The sequence below is a fragment of the Paenibacillus validus NBRC 15382 genome, assembly GCF_004000985.1.
Lineage (GTDB): Bacteria > Bacillota > Bacilli > Paenibacillales > NBRC-103111 > Paenibacillus_G > Paenibacillus_G validus.
In genome coordinates, this window is sequence record NZ_BIMH01000044.1 from 1 (window position 1) to 16,808 (window position 16,808).

The window sequence follows — 16,808 nt, forward strand, 5'->3', positions numbered from 1 at the left end:
TTTGCTGTCATCTTCATGCCTTGATCCCCTTTCGGATGCAAAACCTAGCCGGGGAGACGGACGGTTTGTCCCGTCTCAAACGATTTTTGGGCGGACAGCGCGATTTCAAGCGCTATTTTCCCGTCGATTTCATTGACGGAGGGCGCTTCGCTTTTTCTTAGACAATCGACGAAATGATTCATTTCATTCAAATAAGCATCTTTAAACCGCTCCGGAAAAGCGGGCACAATATCATGGGTGCTTCCTCTCTTGGTCAGTATTTGAACGTCATGATAGCGTAAGGACCCGATGAGCAGGCTGCCTTCGCTGCCTATGACTTCTCCCCGAATATCGTACCCGTAGAAAGCATTCCGGCTGGCTTCTATATCCGCAGCGGCGCCGGAGTCGAACGCTACATAGGTAAGCGCCTGGTCGACGTCACCGTATTGTTCCATAAAGGAGTGGACCAGAATGTTCCCATGCGCCGAGACGGAAGTGACTTCCGCATTCAACAAAAATCGGGCGATGTCAAAATCGTGGATCGACATATCGAGGAAAATGCCCCCGCTGTTTTGGATAAATGCCGCAGGCGGAGAGCCCGGGTCGCGGGATACCCCTTTAAAATAAAGGGGCGTTCCGATGTCTCCGGCCTGTATTCTTCGCTGGGCTTCCCTATAAGCGCTGTCAAATCTCCTCATAAAACCGACCTGACAAACGACGTTGTTCTCTTCGATGACCCGAATCGCCCGGTCGGCTTCCTCTAAGTCATGGGTAAGCGGTTTTTCAATAAAAATATGTTTCCCGTGCTTCGCCGCTTGTTCGATCATATCCGCGTGCGTGCTTGTCGGCGTTGCTATAATAACCGCATCAATCGCAGGGTCTTCAAAAACTTCTTGATGATGTTTCGCCGATTTCTCTATACCCAATTCACGGGCAACGGTTTCCGCCCGATTCTCGAATGGATCCAGAACGCTTACCAGCTTTGCTCCTTTCACTTTTGTGGCCAAATTTTCAGCGTGCCAATAACCAAGACGTCCCAGTCCAAGGACCGCGCAGCGTATTTGCTCCTTCATTGTCTACACTCCTCGATGTTTAATGGTGCTATATATACAAGAATAGCTGCCCAAGCCCCAAGTAAACATTCGATTTTGTGATTAAAAATTATACTTTTGTTGTTATTTTTTATGTTAAACTACATAAGTATGCGCAATTATTTCACAGAAAGCGGCTGATCCTTCGTGGAGCAATTGTTTATGATCTCGAACCTGATTGGCTCGATACGGCTGGTGGACCTTCAATACACAATAGGACATAAAGGATATGCCTACGGCTCTCACCGCCATACGATTTTCGAGTTTATGTATGTCATTTCAGGTCAATTCGAACAAATCGTCAACGGACAGCCCTACGTATTAGGCACGGGGGACTGTCTCATCATCAAGCCCGGCATGTTCCATCATACCCCTCCTATTCATGAGGATGCCGAGTGGTTTGTTTTCCATTTTGAAGTGGAAGATAAACGAATACATGAAATTCTTCAACTGATCCAACACCCTGTCATTAAGAAGGACAAAGAAAAAAGTATCCACAACTTTGTGAATACCTTTATTGATGAATATGGGTACTTTCTCCATAATCTAAGTGCGCCGGAAACCGAAAAAACGTCTGAATCGAAGTATGCGGCCGTCATTATGCTGAAGGTTCAATCCTCGATTCTGAATCTGATCAGTCTGTTATCCGACTATTTCTATCATCAATCGGAATCCGCCGCTCCGCCATCGATTCAACCCTCACTGCTTAATTTGGCCCACGAGGCCGCTTACTGGATTGAAAAAAGAGCCATCGACCCCATAAGAATCGGTGAGCTGGCGAGTCAATTAAATGTCGACCGCTCCCATTTAACGAATTGTTTCAAAAAGGTTTATGGCATTTCGCCTCGGGGTTATTTGACAAAAGTGAGAATTCGAATGGCGAAAGGCTTGCTGACGGATACCGATTGGAGCATCGAAAAAATCTCTCAGGAGCTCCAATTTTCCTCCCCTGCTCATTTCATTAAATTTTTTCTTAAAGATGTCGGTCTGACGCCGTTAAAGTTTCGCAATCATACGAAGACAAGGACGGTTTAAGATAAGGGTTCATTTCCTTATTCGGCGTAGGGCGTCTGGGGACGATGGCTCGGCATTTTCAAGGATAAAACCAGGATAGCCACGCTGATGACGGCACAAACGGCAGCCATCGTGTGCAGTCGCTGTGTCGAGAACTCGCTGCTGAAGATCGCTCCCAGCAAGCTGGAAGAAAGAATCGTCCCCATGAATCTGGAGGTCATGAACAAGCCTGAAGCGATTCCCGTCTCCTTCGTAGACACGTAGGAATAGAGCGCCGTCTGCAAACCGAGATTCTGAAAGCCGTTGCTGATTCCGAATACGGATAAGAAGGCAAAAATCACATAGGGCAAGGTGTTGTCGTGCAAGAGCAGCAAGAGCAGCGAGCCGGCCATAACGAATAGCGAACCTGCGATTAGCGGACTTTTGGAACCGGATTTGTCGATCCATCTGCCCACCCATGGCGTTACAAACACGCTGAATCCGGATACGGCCAGCATAATCAAACCGACCCGCTGCGCATCGAAGTGCCGAACTTGCTGCAAATAAGAGGGAATGCTGAACATCACCGAATAGAACACGATATTCACACAAATAAACTGGATATAAACCATGCATACGTTTAGATTGTTTTTCAGAAAAAACACATCAATAAACGGCTGCTTCCGCCGCTTTTCAAACTGATAAAATAAAAAGCTCATCACCAGGCTGACGATAAGCAGCCAGACGTTAAAGCCCTGTTCGAAGGATAGAAAGAAAAACAGCCAGCTCACAATCAGCGCGGTGAAAAAGACGATTCCCCAAAGATCCAGACCTCCGGAAGCGATCGGTTTGCGAGGGCCGTCCTTCGGCAAAATCTTGATGGACATGAAGAATGATATGAGAATGACGGGGAAATTCACAAAGAAAATGGCCGGCCAATCTCCGTATTGGATCAAGAACCCTCCGATCGAAGGTCCAAAGGCAGCTGACGTTGAAGAGAAGATCGACATGACGCTCAGCGCTCTCGCCTGATTATCCGTAATACTGCTGCGGATCATGCCCATCCCCGCAGGAAACAGCGAAGACGTGCCGATTGCCTGGATGACGCGAAAGGCCATCAGCCAGCCGATGCTTGGAGAAAATGGAGCCAGCATCGACGAGATCGTCACCAGCAGCAGACCCAGCAGAAATATGCGCTTGCGCCCGAGCATATCGCTCAGCTTTCCCATAACAGGCTGTGCGACGGCGCTCGCTACGTAATAAGTGGCGATGAGCCAGGATATGGCGCTATACGGCACTTGGAATTCTTGCTGCAGCCTGGAGAAGGCAACCGAGATCATCGTCGTATTCAATGGATTTAAGAGCACTCCGAAGCCTATGGCTGTAATTAATAACATCTGACTTTGGGGAGAAATCTGCCCCTGCTTATGACGCATCTCGGTCTCAGAGGGTTTAGACATTCGCGATCGCTCTTTTCTCTCTATTAGTATGGAATCTTTCAGGCACGACGAACTGACGTTAAACTGAGTGTAACATGCCCGGCTGCTCCTTGCCAGTACGTTACACTCGAATTGCCGTTCGGCGAGCTGTTCGCAGAAACAGGGGAGCAGGTCGTCAAGTCGACCTGCTCCCCTGTTTCTGCTTATCAAACTCGTGCCGGTTTGATTACGCCTCCGGTTCCGTTCGGGTTATTCTTCTTTCCAGCTTTATTACGGGTGACAAGTTTACGGAGCAGCGGGAGCAAGTAATAATCCAGACCTAATTTACCGGCGTTGGCCCCCGCCATGAACAAGATCCCGCCGATTAGAACGAACCACGGGTTCGTGCTTACCGTGCCCGCGAACATGAACATGAAGTTCATCAGAAGTCCGAAGAAAGCGGCCGCGGTAGTTAAAGCCCCGAGGATTAAACCAAGACCGACTAAAAATTCGCCAAGCGGTATGAGGAAGTTAATCATCTTTACGTTCGGAACGGCAAAGGTGTTGATGAAAGCGGTGAAGGTCGGGTACACCAGCTCATTCGTCGCTTTATCGATTACCGGTTTGGCGACCGCGTTATTCAAGAAACCGCCTGCATTGAATCCCCCCGTTAATTTTTGCCATCCATGTGTGAGCCACTCGTAACCGAGATACAACCGGATGAATAAAAGGACCACAGCTGCGTATTTATTTTCTCTAAGCCATTGAACGAACATGACGATCATCTCCTCGTTGTGAAATTTTTCACTTGATTTGGCGCAATAAACGAACCTTGATTATTTCGACTCTCGCCGGGATCGGAAATGTTTCATCTCTCATTTTCCTTTCGTTGTGGTGTGGTTTTGCTTCCCGTCTACACCTTTATTGTACTACAGGGTTGCTGGCGCAGCTGTGATCTAAATCACCGGATGAGCCGAAACCGGCCAATGACTTTCCTGCTTCTGAAGGCAGCCCGATTCCGGCCGGTATGACGGTATGACGCGGCACCCGGTTCAGAAACTTCCTTATCGCGAATGCCGGTGCCGACCGGACCGGCATTCGATCATCTATATGAGCCTTGCAAAGTCTCAGGCTTATAACGGCTCCCCGGCAGCCCGATCCTCGCCTGCAGGCCTGTTATCGCCTTCACGAACCGGCGGCTCTACCTTGCAATCCTCGCAAATCCAGCTTTCCCCTACCGGACCCTCGCCTGTTTTTTTGGCGCACTTTTCACAAGTAATCATCTGCAGCACTCTCCTTTATCAAGGTTTATACGTACTTATACCGTACTTCTTCCCGGGCGAAGCCGCTGTGATCTTTCTCACAACGTGAAGTCAACGAGGCTGTGAAGTTGGATGCGGCATCATAGGGGCGGTTCTCGCCCCCCATTCTTACATGCGGCAAATTTCTTTCGGGCAGCTCTCGCATTGACAAACATCGCGAAGATACGTTAAGTCCTTGATTAGAATATGCCCGTCTTTATATTCAACGACGTCTTCTTTTCTCAAATCGCTTAACATCCGGTTCACGCTTTCCCTCGTCGCCCCAATCATATCGGCCATTTCCGAATTGTTGATCTTCAGGTCGACAAATATATGATCTTCTTTCAGGACGCCGTAGGAGTTGCTGAGCCGAATGAGCAGTGAACATAGCGCGCCGGTTTTGCCGAACATCATCAAATCCCGAAACTTGGTCTGGGTCAAGCGGTGCATCAAGCCCATCCACTTCATGAACTCCACAGCCAGGTCCCCGTGCTGCCACAGCAGCACCTCCAGGTCTTTGCGCTGAATGATGCCGATCTTGCCGGGCTCGGTGACTTCCGCGCTGAAGGTATGCACCGAGTCTTGAAATGGATCCAATTGCCCGAATAAATCGCCTTCTTGATGCAGGTACATCGTCAGACTTCTTCCGCTATCGGTTGTCTTCGTCGTCCGGACCCGGCCGCTGATAATAAAGTACAGCTTCTCCGCCGAATCCCCTTCCCAGAACAGATAAGATCCTTTCTCCACCTGCTTTATATACATGATGCTTTGCAGCTTATCGAAACTATCCTTGGAAATAATGTCCAAAATGCCGCCGGTTGGATTGACTTGAGCCATCATGTCGCCGTCCTCCTTCGAACTGTTTGCGCTATAGGTATCATATAACGGCCAGCAACTTATTCACATCGGGGGTTCTCCTGATTTATGAGGGGAGAATCTCCCGATCCCGGTGTCAGAAGAGGCGCAGAAAACCCCGATTTCATTCCTTTTACCTTCGTATTCGGCGCTTGGGCATCAGGAGATCCCCGAAACACATTTAGGGGTTTTCCCTGAATTACAAAGAGAGGCGGAAAGACTATAATGGGAGGTAATGAAAACGGTTCAACCGTAAAAGCTGCAGTGGGGGGAGGAGGCCTGACATGCCGGCATTCATACAGATCATTACCGGGGAGCTGGAAGCCTTGTGCCGCGCAACCTCCAGCGACTTCTCCGCCTTATCTTTCGCGCCGAAGCATGAACCTCGTATTCGCTGGAAGTATGCTTTCGGCAATCGCAGCGAACGCTATAAGCAGATGGTTGTAAAACCCGGATTGGGTCCGGGCGGTTTGACCCTGAGAACAGGCAAAACGACCCGTTGGACGGATTTTCCGGCTGCCCGGCCCGGCTTGCCGATGGAATGTCCCCTCGTTGCCTCCGAGCTGCTTCATGCCGCCGCGGCGGTTCCGATCACCATGCGCGAGACGGTATACGGCGTGCTCCTGATCGCAAGACGCTCGGCCGAAGCTTACGCGGACAGCGACATCGACACGCTTTATCAACATGTTCAAACGCTGCAATCGCTCCTCGAGCCTACTTTATGAATCCAAGCAGAATGCTTATTGCTGGGGTTCTTTTATTTTTGTTAAGATAGATGAAGATTCGGTTGGTGACGATAGGGAGAGGAATCCATCATGGTTAAAATCTTAGTAGTGGACGATCATGCGGTGGTCCGTTCAGGGCTGAAAATGCTGTTGGAAGGCAAAGCGGAGTTCCAAGTGATCGGCGAAGCCGCTGACGGAGACGAAGCGATCCAAGCCGTGAACGCCTTGCGGCCGGATGTCGTGCTCATGGATTTGAATATGCCTCAGGGCAAAGACGGGCTCACGGCAACCGCTGAGCTGAAGAAGCTTCACCCGGATGTGGCCGTACTCATCTTAACCATGCATGATGACGATGAGTATTTGTTCCGCGGCATCCATGCCGGAGCGTCAGGCTATATCCTGAAGAGCGCGCCGCATGAGGAGCTGCTGACGGCGATTCGCTCGGTTTCCGCCGGGAACGCTTACCTGTATCCAACCGCAACCAAGCGTCTGATGGGAGAATATTTGGAGAAGTTGAAACACGGGGACAGCACCAATACGTACGAGACGCTCTCAGACCGTGAGAAAGAAGTATTAGGGTTAATCGCCAAAGGCTACAGCAATAAAGAAATCGCAGAGCAGCTCGTCATCAGTGTGAAAACGGTGGAAACGCATAAGAGCAACGTGATGGAGAAGCTGGGCCTCAGAACAAGACCCGAGCTTGTGAAATATGCCGTCAAAAAAGGTCTTCTCAGCTTCGAATAATCGACGTAGGTAGGTGATTCCTTGCCATGCTAGGACAAGACGTAGACCGACTCTTGCAGCATCTGGACGAGCACATTCTCGACCCCGGCTTCCGCGATACGTTGAAGCATTCGTTAAAGCAGCTGGTTGATATCAAATTTGCATTGGACGAATCCTCCATCGTAGCGGTTACCGACCGCCGCGGAGTCATCCGATACATTAACGATAAGTTTTGTGAGATTTCCAAATACGAGCGGGAAGAGCTTATCGGCCAGGACCACCGGATCATCAATTCCGGATTTCACGACAAAAGCTTCATGGCCGATCTGTGGAAGACCATTACCTCGGGAAACGTCTGGCGCGGCGAGATCAAAAATAGAGCGAAGGACGGCACCTATTACTGGGTCCATACGACGATCGTCCCCTTTTTGAATGAACAAGGCATTCCGTATCAGTATTTGGCCATCCGCAATGAAGTCACCCAGTTGAAAAAAATCGAGGAAGAGCTGCAGCACATGATGACGCACATGATGAAGGTGCAGGAGGAAGAACGAAGACGGTTCTCACGGGAGCTTCACGACGGCATCGGGCAAAGCATCTTTTCGCTGCTGATCCAGCTGGATCGCCTCATCAGCGAAACCCGGATGACCGAGCTGGAGCAGCTTCGCAATCATGTAGCCGCGGTCATTGAAGATGTGCGCGGACTGGCCTGGGAGCTTCGCCCTTCGGTGCTGGATGACCTCGGCGTCGTACCGGCGCTCCGGACCTATATCGACAATTACTCCAACCATTACGGAATTCGCGTCCATTTCCGCAGCAACCTGCGCCAACGTCTCGATGCCAATAAAGAAACGACCATCTACCGGATCGTTCAGGAGGCCCTGACGAACACCGCGAAATATGCGGATGTAGCTGAAGCCCGCGTCGAGCTGCTCGAACACGATACCTATGTCGAAGCGCATGTGGAGGACGATGGGAAGGGCTTTGTCCGCGATACCTCGTCCCAAGGCGTCGGGCTGTTCAGTATGGAAGAAAGGGCCCGCAGCGTCAGCGGCACATTCACGGTCCGTTCCAGGCCCGGGCATGGAACGAAGGTTTCATTCATCGTACCGAAATGAAAGGCCGACTTCACAGCGGCCTTCCTCCAAGCCATAACTTCTCATCGTCTTCCTTCGTCTTGATCGAGGCGACGAACCGGCTGCCGATGGCTTTCTCTTCAAAAGCGAACTCCTGCAGCTCACACCAGTATAACTGCTTTAAGAGCGTGGAGAGCGTCGCTTCGTCTTGCTCCAGCAAGGCGCCGATCTTTACCGCGCAGCTGCGGTCGTACACCCCGTGAAGCGGATGCGCGCTGCCGCCTATGGCAGGGATGGCCGCTTCAAACCCTTCCTGCTCACGGGCGAGCAGCAATTCCGCCGCCTTCGAAGAGATATAAGGCATGTCGCAGCTGACAACCCATACATGCGGTTGCTGCGCTAAGGTTAAGCCCGCGTGCATCCCGCTTAGGGGACCCTTGCCGGGGAAATAGTCCGTAATGATTCGAACCCCCCGGTCTACCTTTCGCAGGAAGGGGGTCGGATCGTTCGTAGCGATGATGATCTCCTCACAGCATTTTTCCATCTCACGAATTTGACGCTCCACGATCGTCATGTTGTCCAGCATGAAGAACGCCTTGTTTTCTCCGTTCGCCCCCCGGTTTCGCCCCCCTGCCAATATCAGTCCGGACATCATAACCATTCACTCCTTCTCTGCATTGGGCTTGTTTTATATGCTTATTACATCATTTCCGCTGTCCAAAGGCAGTGATTTGCATCACTTCCGAAAGACGGTACACACCATGCGGTTCTCCGATAAGGTTTCCATGTTTTTGACAGCAGGCTTCGACAGCTTCCTTAGAAAAACTTGTGTACTATTAAACTAGCAGATGAAACTAGCAGCAATACCGTCATTTTCTATGTAAAGGAGGCCGTTACGTTGGCAAATGAGGTATTCCAGGAAGAAGAGTTGAAGTATCTGTTGCCGTTCGGACCCAGAGAAAACCATGAGACGCCCGCTCCTTCGAAGAAACCGAAACTAACCATTCGATATCTCCATAATCTGATTACGGAGCTGCAGCAGCAAAACTTGCTGCTTGCTCAGCAGGTTCATGACTTGGAGCGGCAGTTGTTTGAATGTCGTCAGACGCATATCGAGTTAGCCGCAGCCGCCGAACAACAAGCTCTGAAGGAATCGGAGACGAAGGATGAACCCGATTCGTTCCATGATGACCAGGAGGCTTTCCGAATTTCCCGTTCCAAACGTCATCAGGCTGCCAAGAAGGTATCCTTTTGGTCCGTTTTATTCCGTTTTTAGCGTGCAAACGGCTTGCAGCTTGGAATAGCTTCCGGCTTATGAACCCCATCAATATGAAAAACCTGGCCGACGGCCAGGTTCTTTTCTGTGCAAGCCCCTACGATTGAGCTTGAGGATTATTATGACGTGACTCGTTTAGCTCCTACATACTTTTTACTCCAGTAACCGGTTGTCAAACTTGCCACCGAGACGCCGCCGGAATTGGTCGCTGAAATAAATTGTTGATTGCCTAAATAAATCCCTACGTGGGAGGTTCTGTTTTTCTCCGCAAAAAAAACAAGATCTCCCTCCTGAGGGATGCTCACCGCCTTGCCTGCAGTCTCGTACATTTCCAGGGATGTTCTGGGCAAATCGATGCCGTTGAGCCCGTATATATAGTCCACAAATCCGGAGCAATCAAAGCCATTCGGTGTACGGCCGCCCCATACATAAGGAACTCCCAGGTACTTATAGGCAATTTGCGTGACAGACGGTTTTGGCTTCGGCGCATACCAAGCCGGGGCATGATATAATCCGTCTTCGTTAATAATAGCAATCCGGTTATCCGCATCCCACTGGACTCTATAGCCGAACGTCTCGGATACGAAGCGTAGAGGGAGATATACGCTGCCTTGTATAAATTGCGCAGGAGCATCCATGCTGACAACCTTTTTATTAACCAGAGCTTTTCGATCCCCGGTTTGCAAGGCGATCGTTTTGTTGTTGTTGGTTAACGTAACTTTCACCTGCGCTTGTTCCATGCTCCACTCAACCTTGTAACCAAGCTTCTCAACGAGCACACGTAAAGGGATTTGCAAAGTGTTGGTGTTATCGATATAAGGCTGTGCTTCGGGGAAGGAAACCAGGCTGTCGTTAATCTGCACTTTAACATCATTGGCGGCAGCTTGTGCTGTTCCCGCATGAAACATGGCAAGCAGTCCGATCGAGGAAAAAGCGCACGACCAAATAAGCTTCTTGCAAAAACGATTCAAATCAAATTCCTCCTGCGGCCTTCGAGGTTAGTTGACGGATTCGGAAGAGGCTGCTCCCTAGTTCGATAGTTAACGAACATTCACCCCATGGTAAAGAATCCCCCGTACCAGATCTTCTGCTGAACTGGATTCGGCCCATTATATTTATTAGAGTAGCATAGTGGTTTCATGGACTTCAAACTTATAACTGCCATGAATTACATTGATTTCCTTTCTTTTCGTTTTATTTTGGGTTTTGACACATCTGTGCTAAATTTTGTAAAAAAAAGCCCGCGACCGCTCATTAGAGCCGTCTCGGGCTTTCGACATATCAGACAAGGCTTGCGACGGATGGTCACGAGTTCTACAGCAGCTCTTATTCCCTATCAGACGTCGGCCGCACAGCGAAAACCGATATTCCCCGTGGAGCTATCCGGTGTATTTTTACTGCGGGCAGCGACTCTGTACCGGTTGCAATACGATTTGTGGCACAAATAGGAGCCTCCGCGCAGCACCTTCTCCTGACCTGTCGGCGGACCTTGCGGGTTTATTAGCGGGGCGGCCGGATGATTCGCGCTAAACCAGTCCGAGCACCATTCCCATACGTTGCCGGAAACATTATACAGCCCGTAATCGTTCGGTTTATAAGCATGGACAGGCGCGGTTCCGGCATAACCGTCGCTGCAGTTATTTTTCTCCGGAAACTTGCCCTGCCAAATATTGCAGCGATGCTCCCCATCCGGTTTGAGGACATCCCCCCACGGATAACGCTTTTGCACAAGACCGCCTCTTGCCGCATACTCCCATTCCGCTTCGCTCGGCAGCCGTTTACCGGCCCATTGGCAATAAGCATACGCATCATGCCAGGAAACATGAATCACCGGATGGTCCATGCGGTCATCAATGTGAGAATCCGGACCTTCCGGATGCTTCCAGCATGCACCGTTCACGGCCCACCACCAGGGCGTCTGCCGAACCGTTTGTGTCACTCCTTGCGCAGTTTCGGCGGAAACGAACAAGTGGAACACAAAGGACCAGCCAAAGATCTCCGCTTCCGTGCGATAACCGGTAGCATCGACAAATGCCTTGAATTCCGCATTGCTCACTGTATAAGGATCGATATAAAAGGGATCCAGCCGAACCGAACGAACGGGGCCTTCGCCATCTTGGGCAAACCCTTCCTGATCCGCGGTTCCCATTAAAAACTCACCGCCGGGCAAATAAATCATGCCTTCTTTAGGATCTTTGGACGAGGGTATGACGTTCAGGGGCAAGGAATGAGCATCCGGTAAGCTCGAATCCTCTCTGCTGGCCGAGCAGCAGCCCGGTTTTTTTGCATTCATTTCAATCATCCTCCACGATTAAACAGAGCCCCTACAGCTTCGGATAGCCGTGACCGAATTCCGCAGGATGTCTCCGTTTCAGCTCTGAAATAGCATGACCGCGTCCTGTCTGCTCCAACCACTGCGTATACTTCGGCAAGAAACCTTTGGCATGATAAGGTCCTCCCTCTTTCATAACCGTCCACAGCGGATCTACGTCGAAAGGCATCGTCTCCATCATGTGGTCATGCCATTCATTTAAATAATATACCGCATCTCGGCAAACTTGGCGATGCTCCGCAGCCAGATTCGTTTGCTCATGAGGATCGTTGTCGATATCTGCTCGTAATTTCTTAAGACGGGCCGGCTTTTCGCTTTTTCCATCACAGCAGGCAGCTGTTCGAAGATAGGCTGTGCCTTTTTCAACTCAGGATCGATCGTGAAACACTTTCCTGACCGGCGGAATTTTGCTCGCATTCGTGCCCATCGACTTTTGCTCCTCGTCGCTCAAGAAAAACCTCATCACTTCCCTAGCTTCTATCTTATGTTCGGAGAATAAGCTCAGCCGTCAAATGGCTGATCGTTGCTGAAGTCAGTTGCGTCATTTCCGCAATATGCTGTCTTGAAGTGGGTCCATATCTTAGAAGGGATTGGAGTACCCTCGAACGGTTCGTTTGTTTGGCTCGAATATTTTGCCCCTTAAGTGACATGCCGTTTTACTCCTTATGCGGTGACCGCTGCCTGTGTGTTAGCGTCTCATTATCGGTGTATAACATGGCGCTTGGCAGAATCTCCTTGGTTTATTCCCATAGTAATATGCTGCAGCCCCTTTGAGCAACTCCTCAAAAAACAGGAGCAGACGCCACCTCTACCCTAGGTGTAAACGCATGACTGCCGCACCTGAAAAAAACGTCGGGCAGATCATCAACACGATCTGTCACCCGACGCTTTCCCTATGCCTGCCAATTATAAACGGATCAGTAAGCCGGCTCGTTTCAATCCTCTATATGGGCTAATTTACATCACCGCTGTTAACGAACTTGATGCCTTCTACTCTTAGCCGGATTTCACCGGAAGGTACATCAAGCCGATAGGTCTCTTGAGATTTAGCCATCAATAACTGAAACCCGAGAGGAGACAAGAAAGATATCTTGTTGTTATTGGGGTCCGCCAGATGCGGGAAAACAATGGTGTACGACTCGGGCGAATCGTCATCTAAATACCGCAGCTCCAATTGACTGCCAATCAGTGCGACGGAATTTAGATTCTCTTCGGTTAGATCAGCGACTATCTTCTCAAGCGTAGTCGCATAAACAGCCAATACCTGCTCAACCGTGCTGCGTTTCAGGTTGTGTTCCGGAAAATACTGATTCAAGAAATTGAACTTTTCTTCATCAAAATAAACAAGTTGATTAATCAGTTGGGTTCGTGAACCTTGATACATAATACTACGGTTCATAGTAGATTTCCCCTCCCTTACTGAACACAACCCATTTAGAGTAGCTAGTGAACATTCTCATACAAATCCCTCCTAAGTAAATAGAGGTCTCCACAAGGGAGACCTTCAGATCATTATACCAAGTAATATCTGTAAATCCAATCCAAATCTCCTCGACAACAAAAGCACGATTGACACTTATACTTTGGGATGCTAAGCTTACTTAAGTGCAGGCATTCCGCTATTATCGCGGGATGCCTCGATCCATTTTTATACTCTTTTTACATTAAATGTTACCTGAAACTAGCTGAAAGGAGGGACTTCGATGATCCAAGTTAAAGAATTCGTTGATACGGATAACTCTTATGCGGAACATAAGGCTAACGAGTTTTTGGCGGGGTTAAATGAGACTCAGGTCGTAAATGTGTGTTACGGCTCGGTTATAAAGACAACGCCTTCCGGGAAAGAGACCCAAAGAAGCACGATTTTGATCGTTTACAAGACCAAAGCCAAGCGAGAGACTTAGACAAGAAGTATCTAACGGCAACAGGCTGCCCCGCACCCTCAAGATGAGGGAAGGACAGCCTTTGGTTATTTCGCGATTTCCAGTTACGTCGTTTGAACGAACTTGCCTTTTCTGACGGCTTTCACTTCATACATGCTCACATTCGTGCTGATCACATACTCAGGCGGTTGTTGTCCCTTGCTGTTCCGGTGCCCTTGAATGTGCTCGGGGCTCTTCTCCCAATTTTTCCAGGCTTCCTCCGATTCCCAGCGAACGACGATGACGACCTCTTCGTTCTCTTTACTTCTCTTGTTCACCATGACGGTAATATCGATCAAGCCTTCCCTCCCGTCAAGCGGACCTTCCTTGCTGAAGCGTTCAACGACTTTGTCCGCATTGCACTTCTCCACCGTGACGGTTCTGGTTTGAATAAGCACGGGTTCCTCCTCCTTCTGCTTGCCTTATTGTGCCGCTTCTTGAAACATATCGGCGCCGGTGCTCGCTCTTATTCAAGTTTAATTGATAACGATTATCATTGTCAAATGGACATCACACAAGTCCTAAATAACATTCACCGTAACTAGCTGGCCTGTTCGCCGGTAAGCTTCTCCACAATTGGCGATAGCTCATCCACTTTTACAACCTTACTTAATATCGTCATCCTTCATTCGCTCGTTCCGGATGACGCCTGGGGATTTCCTCCCCCGATCCTGATATCTCTCTATAGGCATAATCTCGCCCTCTGGCGGCCAATTTTTTTGCTTTGAGATATCTGCGATACTGCCTTAGATCAAGCTTCCCTAAACCCTTAAAGTCCGGCCTGGTATTCGCTTCGATAAACCATACTCTTCCTTTCTTATCGATGCCCATATCTAAACCGACGATCTTTAGAGAGAAGCGTGAGTCCAGTATTTGAACAATCTGGTAGGAGACATCGATTAATTCTCTCATCACTTCTAATCTGTTTAAGGGCTGATCCATTCCTTTCAATGTCCTGTTTATCCTTACGTCCCTTGCTCCTTTGGCTATATTGGTTACAACAGATGATTTCTGAGGCGCAACCTTGGCACTGACCCAGGAAAGATGCCATCGGTTCAAAGGCTTTTGCAGGACAATGCGCACATCAAATGGGCGCCCATGATAGGTTGCCAAATCAATGCCCTGCTGAATCAGGTATTTCTTATTAGGATTCAATATCTTCTGCAGCTCATCATATACATCTTCAGTAGAGCAACGGATCGTTATATCTCTATACGAAATCTCACTTGTGGAGCTATTACGCTTTTTCACGCGAACGATTCCGTTTCCTCTTCTGCCGATATCCGGCTTGATATATACAGTAGAATAGGATCGGAGCATTCTCCTAAGGCTTGTGGCATGAAACCAGTCTGTTTTCGGTACATAACGCGAAATAATCGGGTCGTCCATGAGTGGCGAACCCTTTTTCATTTTACTTCGGATAACCGTATGCCTCATATGGCACCCTCTTTCAAAAACCTCTCCAACCGTTTCTTCGTTTCAAAAATATGCGAGACCGTCATCTATCCTCCTGTTGAAGCATAGGTTCGAGACCGCGTCATTCTCGACATAGATATCACCCTCTTATAGATAACTTGGGGTACATCATGTCGCTCGGGATAACTGTATTGCTGCGGTCAGTGCCCATAATTGCTTTTGCATATTCCAATGGATTCAGAAACGCTCTGCGTGACTTCGCTCCATAGGCCTTTACGATTGATACCTTGGCCGATTGCGCGTTGCATTCAATGAGCCAGATCTTCCCCTTCCGATCTACAGCGAAGTCTATCCCGATTTCTCCGAACTTTCCGTATTTTTTTCAACCCCTGTATAGATATCGATCAAAAAAGTATTGATTTTTTCTTTTAAGGCTTCGATCTGCTCGTTCGTGTAATGTGGGAATATTTTCTTTAGATGTGTATCATATCGATAGGCAGAGGAGTGGGTGGTGATCGGGGAGTTTTGCCGGCCTACACGGACGCAAACCCCAACGATATCGATTTCTCCTTGTTTGTTTCTTTGGAGCTCAGCTCGAAAATCGCAGAGGCGGTTGTTACGGACTCTGACCAAATCGATCGCACGCTGTACGATCAACGCCCGGTTCCCGAAGAAGGATTTAATTGCTTTTTCCAAGTCAGTAATCGTATTGACTCTCTTGCGAACCAAATATCCCAGAATTGAATAGCTGTACAGATAACCGTTATTACGCAGTTTTTCAATACGCATCACCTTGGTACCCTTTCTTCCGCGACGCGCTTTCACATACACTGTGCCTTGCTTCCGTATCATGCTCCTGATTTCATCCATCGTTTGAACATTTTGGGTAGGCGGCAAATAGGAGCGTACATTCTCATCCTGGTTTAATAGCTCGTAGAGATCACCTTTATTAAATGCATGAATAGGATTAATTTTCTTGATCCCCAAACGGTCGAACTCCGCTAACAGATTATCAATCGCCTTACCTGAGCCGCCTCGGACATAGACGACATCGGGATAAGAAAATTGCTTTTTCTCCCATCTCTTGGTCTTGTAATTATAATAAGTTCCATTAATTGTTTTGTTGAAAATATCCACATCGTCGACGCAAAAAAAGGTAAGGGTCGTTTTGGCTTCCAAGTTCGCATCGGCAAGCTTTTTCAATCGGGGATATCTATTCATCCTATACAGCGGCATTGGCTTAATACCCAAAATGACGCCGACAATCGGACGATCGAGAGAAGTATCATGGCTCGGTTGTTCCATTGCATTTCACCTCATACAGGTTTTGTAAACCAACGATCAATCTATTTCCTTCTGAGGAAGATCCGGCATTTCGTTGACGGAAACAAACCAGGCAGCCTCTTTCGGGCAATCCAAAACCATAAGCTTTCCATATTGACCTTCGCGAGACTGGTGATATTTTAAATACGCTTTCCCGTCTTCAATGGCCAGGATCTCTACTTTCCCCGAGGTATGACTCATACAAAGCCTAACTCGTTTTCCTAAACCGGACGTTCTTGCTTTCGCTTCTTCTACGATATGATAGACTTCCTCCAGTGTGAGCACGAAGGCTCGGTTCCCTGCAACCGGCCTGTTGACAAAAAAGTAATAGGGAGTAACTCCGGCCCACGGAGCAAATAGAGCCTACCCCTTGGGCTG

Annotated in this window: 18 protein-coding genes, 2 pseudogenes and 1 riboswitch; of the genes and pseudogenes, 6 read left to right on the forward strand and 14 right to left on the reverse strand. The window is 48.9% G+C overall.

Translation table 11 applies throughout. The annotated features are described in order from the left end of the window. Positions 1–44: 44 nt before the first annotated feature. Positions 45–1,052, reverse strand: a complete 1,008-nt coding sequence (gene iolG, locus PVA01S_RS21145) for an inositol 2-dehydrogenase (RefSeq protein WP_127609328.1) — start codon at positions 1,050–1,052, stop codon at positions 45–47. Positions 1,053–1,232: 180 nt separating this feature from the next. Here iolG and PVA01S_RS21150 point away from each other — a divergent pair, with 180 nt between their 5' ends. Beyond that, entirely contained in the window at positions 1,233–2,105 is an 873-nt protein-coding gene (locus PVA01S_RS21150; RefSeq protein WP_127609330.1) for an AraC family transcriptional regulator, read from the forward strand. Between the two features lie 17 nt (positions 2,106–2,122). Here the strand turns inward: PVA01S_RS21150 and PVA01S_RS21155 are convergent, their stop codons facing one another. From PVA01S_RS21155 to PVA01S_RS21165, 4 genes are all read right to left on the reverse strand, one after another. Beyond that, a complete protein-coding gene (locus PVA01S_RS21155; protein ID WP_127609332.1) occupies positions 2,123–3,523 on the reverse strand; it encodes an MFS transporter in 1,401 nt (466 codons plus the stop codon). A gap of 185 nt (positions 3,524–3,708) precedes the next feature. Continuing rightward, positions 3,709–4,257 (reverse strand): DoxX family protein, encoded by a 549-nt coding sequence (locus PVA01S_RS21160; RefSeq protein ID WP_054795713.1) that lies wholly within the window; start codon positions 4,255–4,257, stop codon positions 3,709–3,711. Between the two features lie 357 nt (positions 4,258–4,614). Beyond that, positions 4,615–4,764: a hypothetical protein gene (locus PVA01S_RS26790; RefSeq protein WP_164751926.1), complete on the reverse strand. Its 150-nt coding sequence runs from the start codon at positions 4,762–4,764 to the stop codon at positions 4,615–4,617. Between the two features lie 147 nt (positions 4,765–4,911). Then, complete coding sequence (locus PVA01S_RS21165; protein WP_127609334.1) at positions 4,912–5,622, reverse strand: Crp/Fnr family transcriptional regulator; 711 nt, start codon at positions 5,620–5,622, stop codon at positions 4,912–4,914. 299 nt (positions 5,623–5,921) lie between these two features. On the opposite strand from PVA01S_RS21165, the gene PVA01S_RS21170 reads away from it, so the two are divergent. The 3 genes from PVA01S_RS21170 (at position 5,922) to PVA01S_RS21180 (ending at position 8,203) form a co-directional block, all read left to right on the forward strand. Continuing rightward, entirely contained in the window at positions 5,922–6,362 is a 441-nt protein-coding gene (locus tag PVA01S_RS21170; protein WP_054795654.1) for a GAF domain-containing protein, read from the forward strand. A 90-nt stretch (positions 6,363–6,452) separates the two neighbouring features. Continuing rightward, positions 6,453–7,106, forward strand: a complete 654-nt coding sequence (locus PVA01S_RS21175; protein WP_127609336.1) for a response regulator — start codon at positions 6,453–6,455, stop codon at positions 7,104–7,106. Between the two features lie 26 nt (positions 7,107–7,132). Further along, positions 7,133–8,203, forward strand: coding sequence for a PAS domain-containing sensor histidine kinase (locus PVA01S_RS21180; RefSeq protein ID WP_127609338.1), 1,071 nt, complete (start codon positions 7,133–7,135; stop codon positions 8,201–8,203). A gap of 10 nt (positions 8,204–8,213) precedes the next feature. On the opposite strand, the gene mobA is transcribed toward PVA01S_RS21180, so the two are convergent. Continuing rightward, on the reverse strand, positions 8,214–8,816 hold the full coding sequence (mobA, locus tag PVA01S_RS21185; RefSeq protein WP_127609340.1) for a molybdenum cofactor guanylyltransferase: 603 nt from the start codon (positions 8,814–8,816) through the stop codon (positions 8,214–8,216). Positions 8,817–9,059: 243 nt separating this feature from the next. Here mobA and PVA01S_RS21190 point away from each other — a divergent pair, with 243 nt between their 5' ends. Next, complete coding sequence (locus PVA01S_RS21190) at positions 9,060–9,437, forward strand: hypothetical protein (RefSeq protein ID WP_054795651.1); 378 nt, start codon at positions 9,060–9,062, stop codon at positions 9,435–9,437. A gap of 119 nt (positions 9,438–9,556) precedes the next feature. Here the strand turns inward: PVA01S_RS21190 and PVA01S_RS21195 are convergent, their stop codons facing one another. The 4 genes from PVA01S_RS21195 to PVA01S_RS21210 all read right to left on the reverse strand — a co-directional run bounded on the left by PVA01S_RS21195 (position 9,557) and on the right by PVA01S_RS21210 (position 13,168). Beyond that, positions 9,557–10,408, reverse strand: a complete 852-nt coding sequence (locus tag PVA01S_RS21195; RefSeq protein ID WP_230875902.1) for a C40 family peptidase — start codon at positions 10,406–10,408, stop codon at positions 9,557–9,559. Position 10,409: 1 nt separating this feature from the next. Continuing rightward, positions 10,410–10,554: riboswitch (cyclic di-AMP (ydaO/yuaA leader) on the reverse strand. A gap of 219 nt (positions 10,555–10,773) precedes the next feature. Next, positions 10,774–11,730, reverse strand: coding sequence for a formylglycine-generating enzyme family protein (locus PVA01S_RS21200; RefSeq protein ID WP_412760892.1), 957 nt, complete (start codon positions 11,728–11,730; stop codon positions 10,774–10,776). A gap of 31 nt (positions 11,731–11,761) precedes the next feature. Next, positions 11,762–11,950, reverse strand: coding sequence for a hypothetical protein (locus tag PVA01S_RS21205; RefSeq protein WP_244933006.1), 189 nt, complete (start codon positions 11,948–11,950; stop codon positions 11,762–11,764). A 771-nt stretch (positions 11,951–12,721) separates the two neighbouring features. Next, a complete protein-coding gene (locus tag PVA01S_RS21210) occupies positions 12,722–13,168 on the reverse strand; it encodes a GreA/GreB family elongation factor (RefSeq protein WP_127609344.1) in 447 nt (148 codons plus the stop codon). 304 nt (positions 13,169–13,472) lie between these two features. On the opposite strand from PVA01S_RS21210, the gene PVA01S_RS21215 reads away from it, so the two are divergent. Continuing rightward, entirely contained in the window at positions 13,473–13,673 is a 201-nt protein-coding gene (locus PVA01S_RS21215) for a sporulation protein Cse60 (RefSeq protein ID WP_054795644.1), read from the forward strand. 83 nt (positions 13,674–13,756) lie between these two features. Here the strand turns inward: PVA01S_RS21215 and PVA01S_RS21220 are convergent, their stop codons facing one another. From PVA01S_RS21220 to PVA01S_RS21235, 4 genes and pseudogenes are all read right to left on the reverse strand, one after another. After that, on the reverse strand, positions 13,757–14,089 hold the full coding sequence (locus tag PVA01S_RS21220) for an antibiotic biosynthesis monooxygenase (protein WP_127609346.1): 333 nt from the start codon (positions 14,087–14,089) through the stop codon (positions 13,757–13,759). 220 nt (positions 14,090–14,309) lie between these two features. Beyond that, a complete protein-coding gene (locus PVA01S_RS21225; protein WP_127609348.1) occupies positions 14,310–15,128 on the reverse strand; it encodes a YheC/YheD family protein in 819 nt (272 codons plus the stop codon). A 118-nt stretch (positions 15,129–15,246) separates the two neighbouring features. Further along, positions 15,247–16,412, reverse strand: a pseudogene (locus PVA01S_RS21230) (YheC/YheD family endospore coat-associated protein). A gap of 36 nt (positions 16,413–16,448) precedes the next feature. Further along, positions 16,449–16,778: pseudogene (locus PVA01S_RS21235) on the reverse strand (KamA family radical SAM protein); the annotation flags it as partial. Positions 16,779–16,808 lie beyond the last annotated feature (30 nt).

Coding starts and splice junctions, on each gene's coding strand:
- PVA01S_RS21215 (WP_054795644.1), top strand. CDS start 13,473: ATGATCCAAGTTAAAGAATTCGTTGATACGGATAACTCTTATGCGGAA.
- PVA01S_RS21155 (WP_127609332.1), bottom strand. CDS start 3,523: ATGTCTAAACCCTCTGAGACCGAGATGCGTCATAAGCAGGGGCAGATT.
- PVA01S_RS21170 (WP_054795654.1), top strand. CDS start 5,922: ATGCCGGCATTCATACAGATCATTACCGGGGAGCTGGAAGCCTTGTGC.
- PVA01S_RS21175 (WP_127609336.1), top strand. CDS start 6,453: ATGGTTAAAATCTTAGTAGTGGACGATCATGCGGTGGTCCGTTCAGGG.
- mobA (WP_127609340.1), bottom strand. CDS start 8,816: ATGATGTCCGGACTGATATTGGCAGGGGGGCGAAACCGGGGGGCGAAC.
- PVA01S_RS21165 (WP_127609334.1), bottom strand. CDS start 5,622: ATGATGGCTCAAGTCAATCCAACCGGCGGCATTTTGGACATTATTTCC.
- PVA01S_RS21180 (WP_127609338.1), top strand. CDS start 7,133: ATGCTAGGACAAGACGTAGACCGACTCTTGCAGCATCTGGACGAGCAC.
- PVA01S_RS26790 (WP_164751926.1), bottom strand. CDS start 4,764: ATGATTACTTGTGAAAAGTGCGCCAAAAAAACAGGCGAGGGTCCGGTA.
- PVA01S_RS21160 (WP_054795713.1), bottom strand. CDS start 4,257: ATGTTCGTTCAATGGCTTAGAGAAAATAAATACGCAGCTGTGGTCCTT.
- PVA01S_RS21150 (WP_127609330.1), top strand. CDS start 1,233: ATGATCTCGAACCTGATTGGCTCGATACGGCTGGTGGACCTTCAATAC.
- iolG (WP_127609328.1), bottom strand. CDS start 1,052: ATGAAGGAGCAAATACGCTGCGCGGTCCTTGGACTGGGACGTCTTGGT.
- PVA01S_RS21205 (WP_244933006.1), bottom strand. CDS start 11,950: ATGATGGAGACGATGCCTTTCGACGTAGATCCGCTGTGGACGGTTATG.
- PVA01S_RS21225 (WP_127609348.1), bottom strand. CDS start 15,128: ATGAGGCATACGGTTATCCGAAGTAAAATGAAAAAGGGTTCGCCACTC.
- PVA01S_RS21210 (WP_127609344.1), bottom strand. CDS start 13,168: ATGAACCGTAGTATTATGTATCAAGGTTCACGAACCCAACTGATTAAT.
- PVA01S_RS21200 (WP_412760892.1), bottom strand. CDS start 11,730: ATGAATGCAAAAAAACCGGGCTGCTGCTCGGCCAGCAGAGAGGATTCG.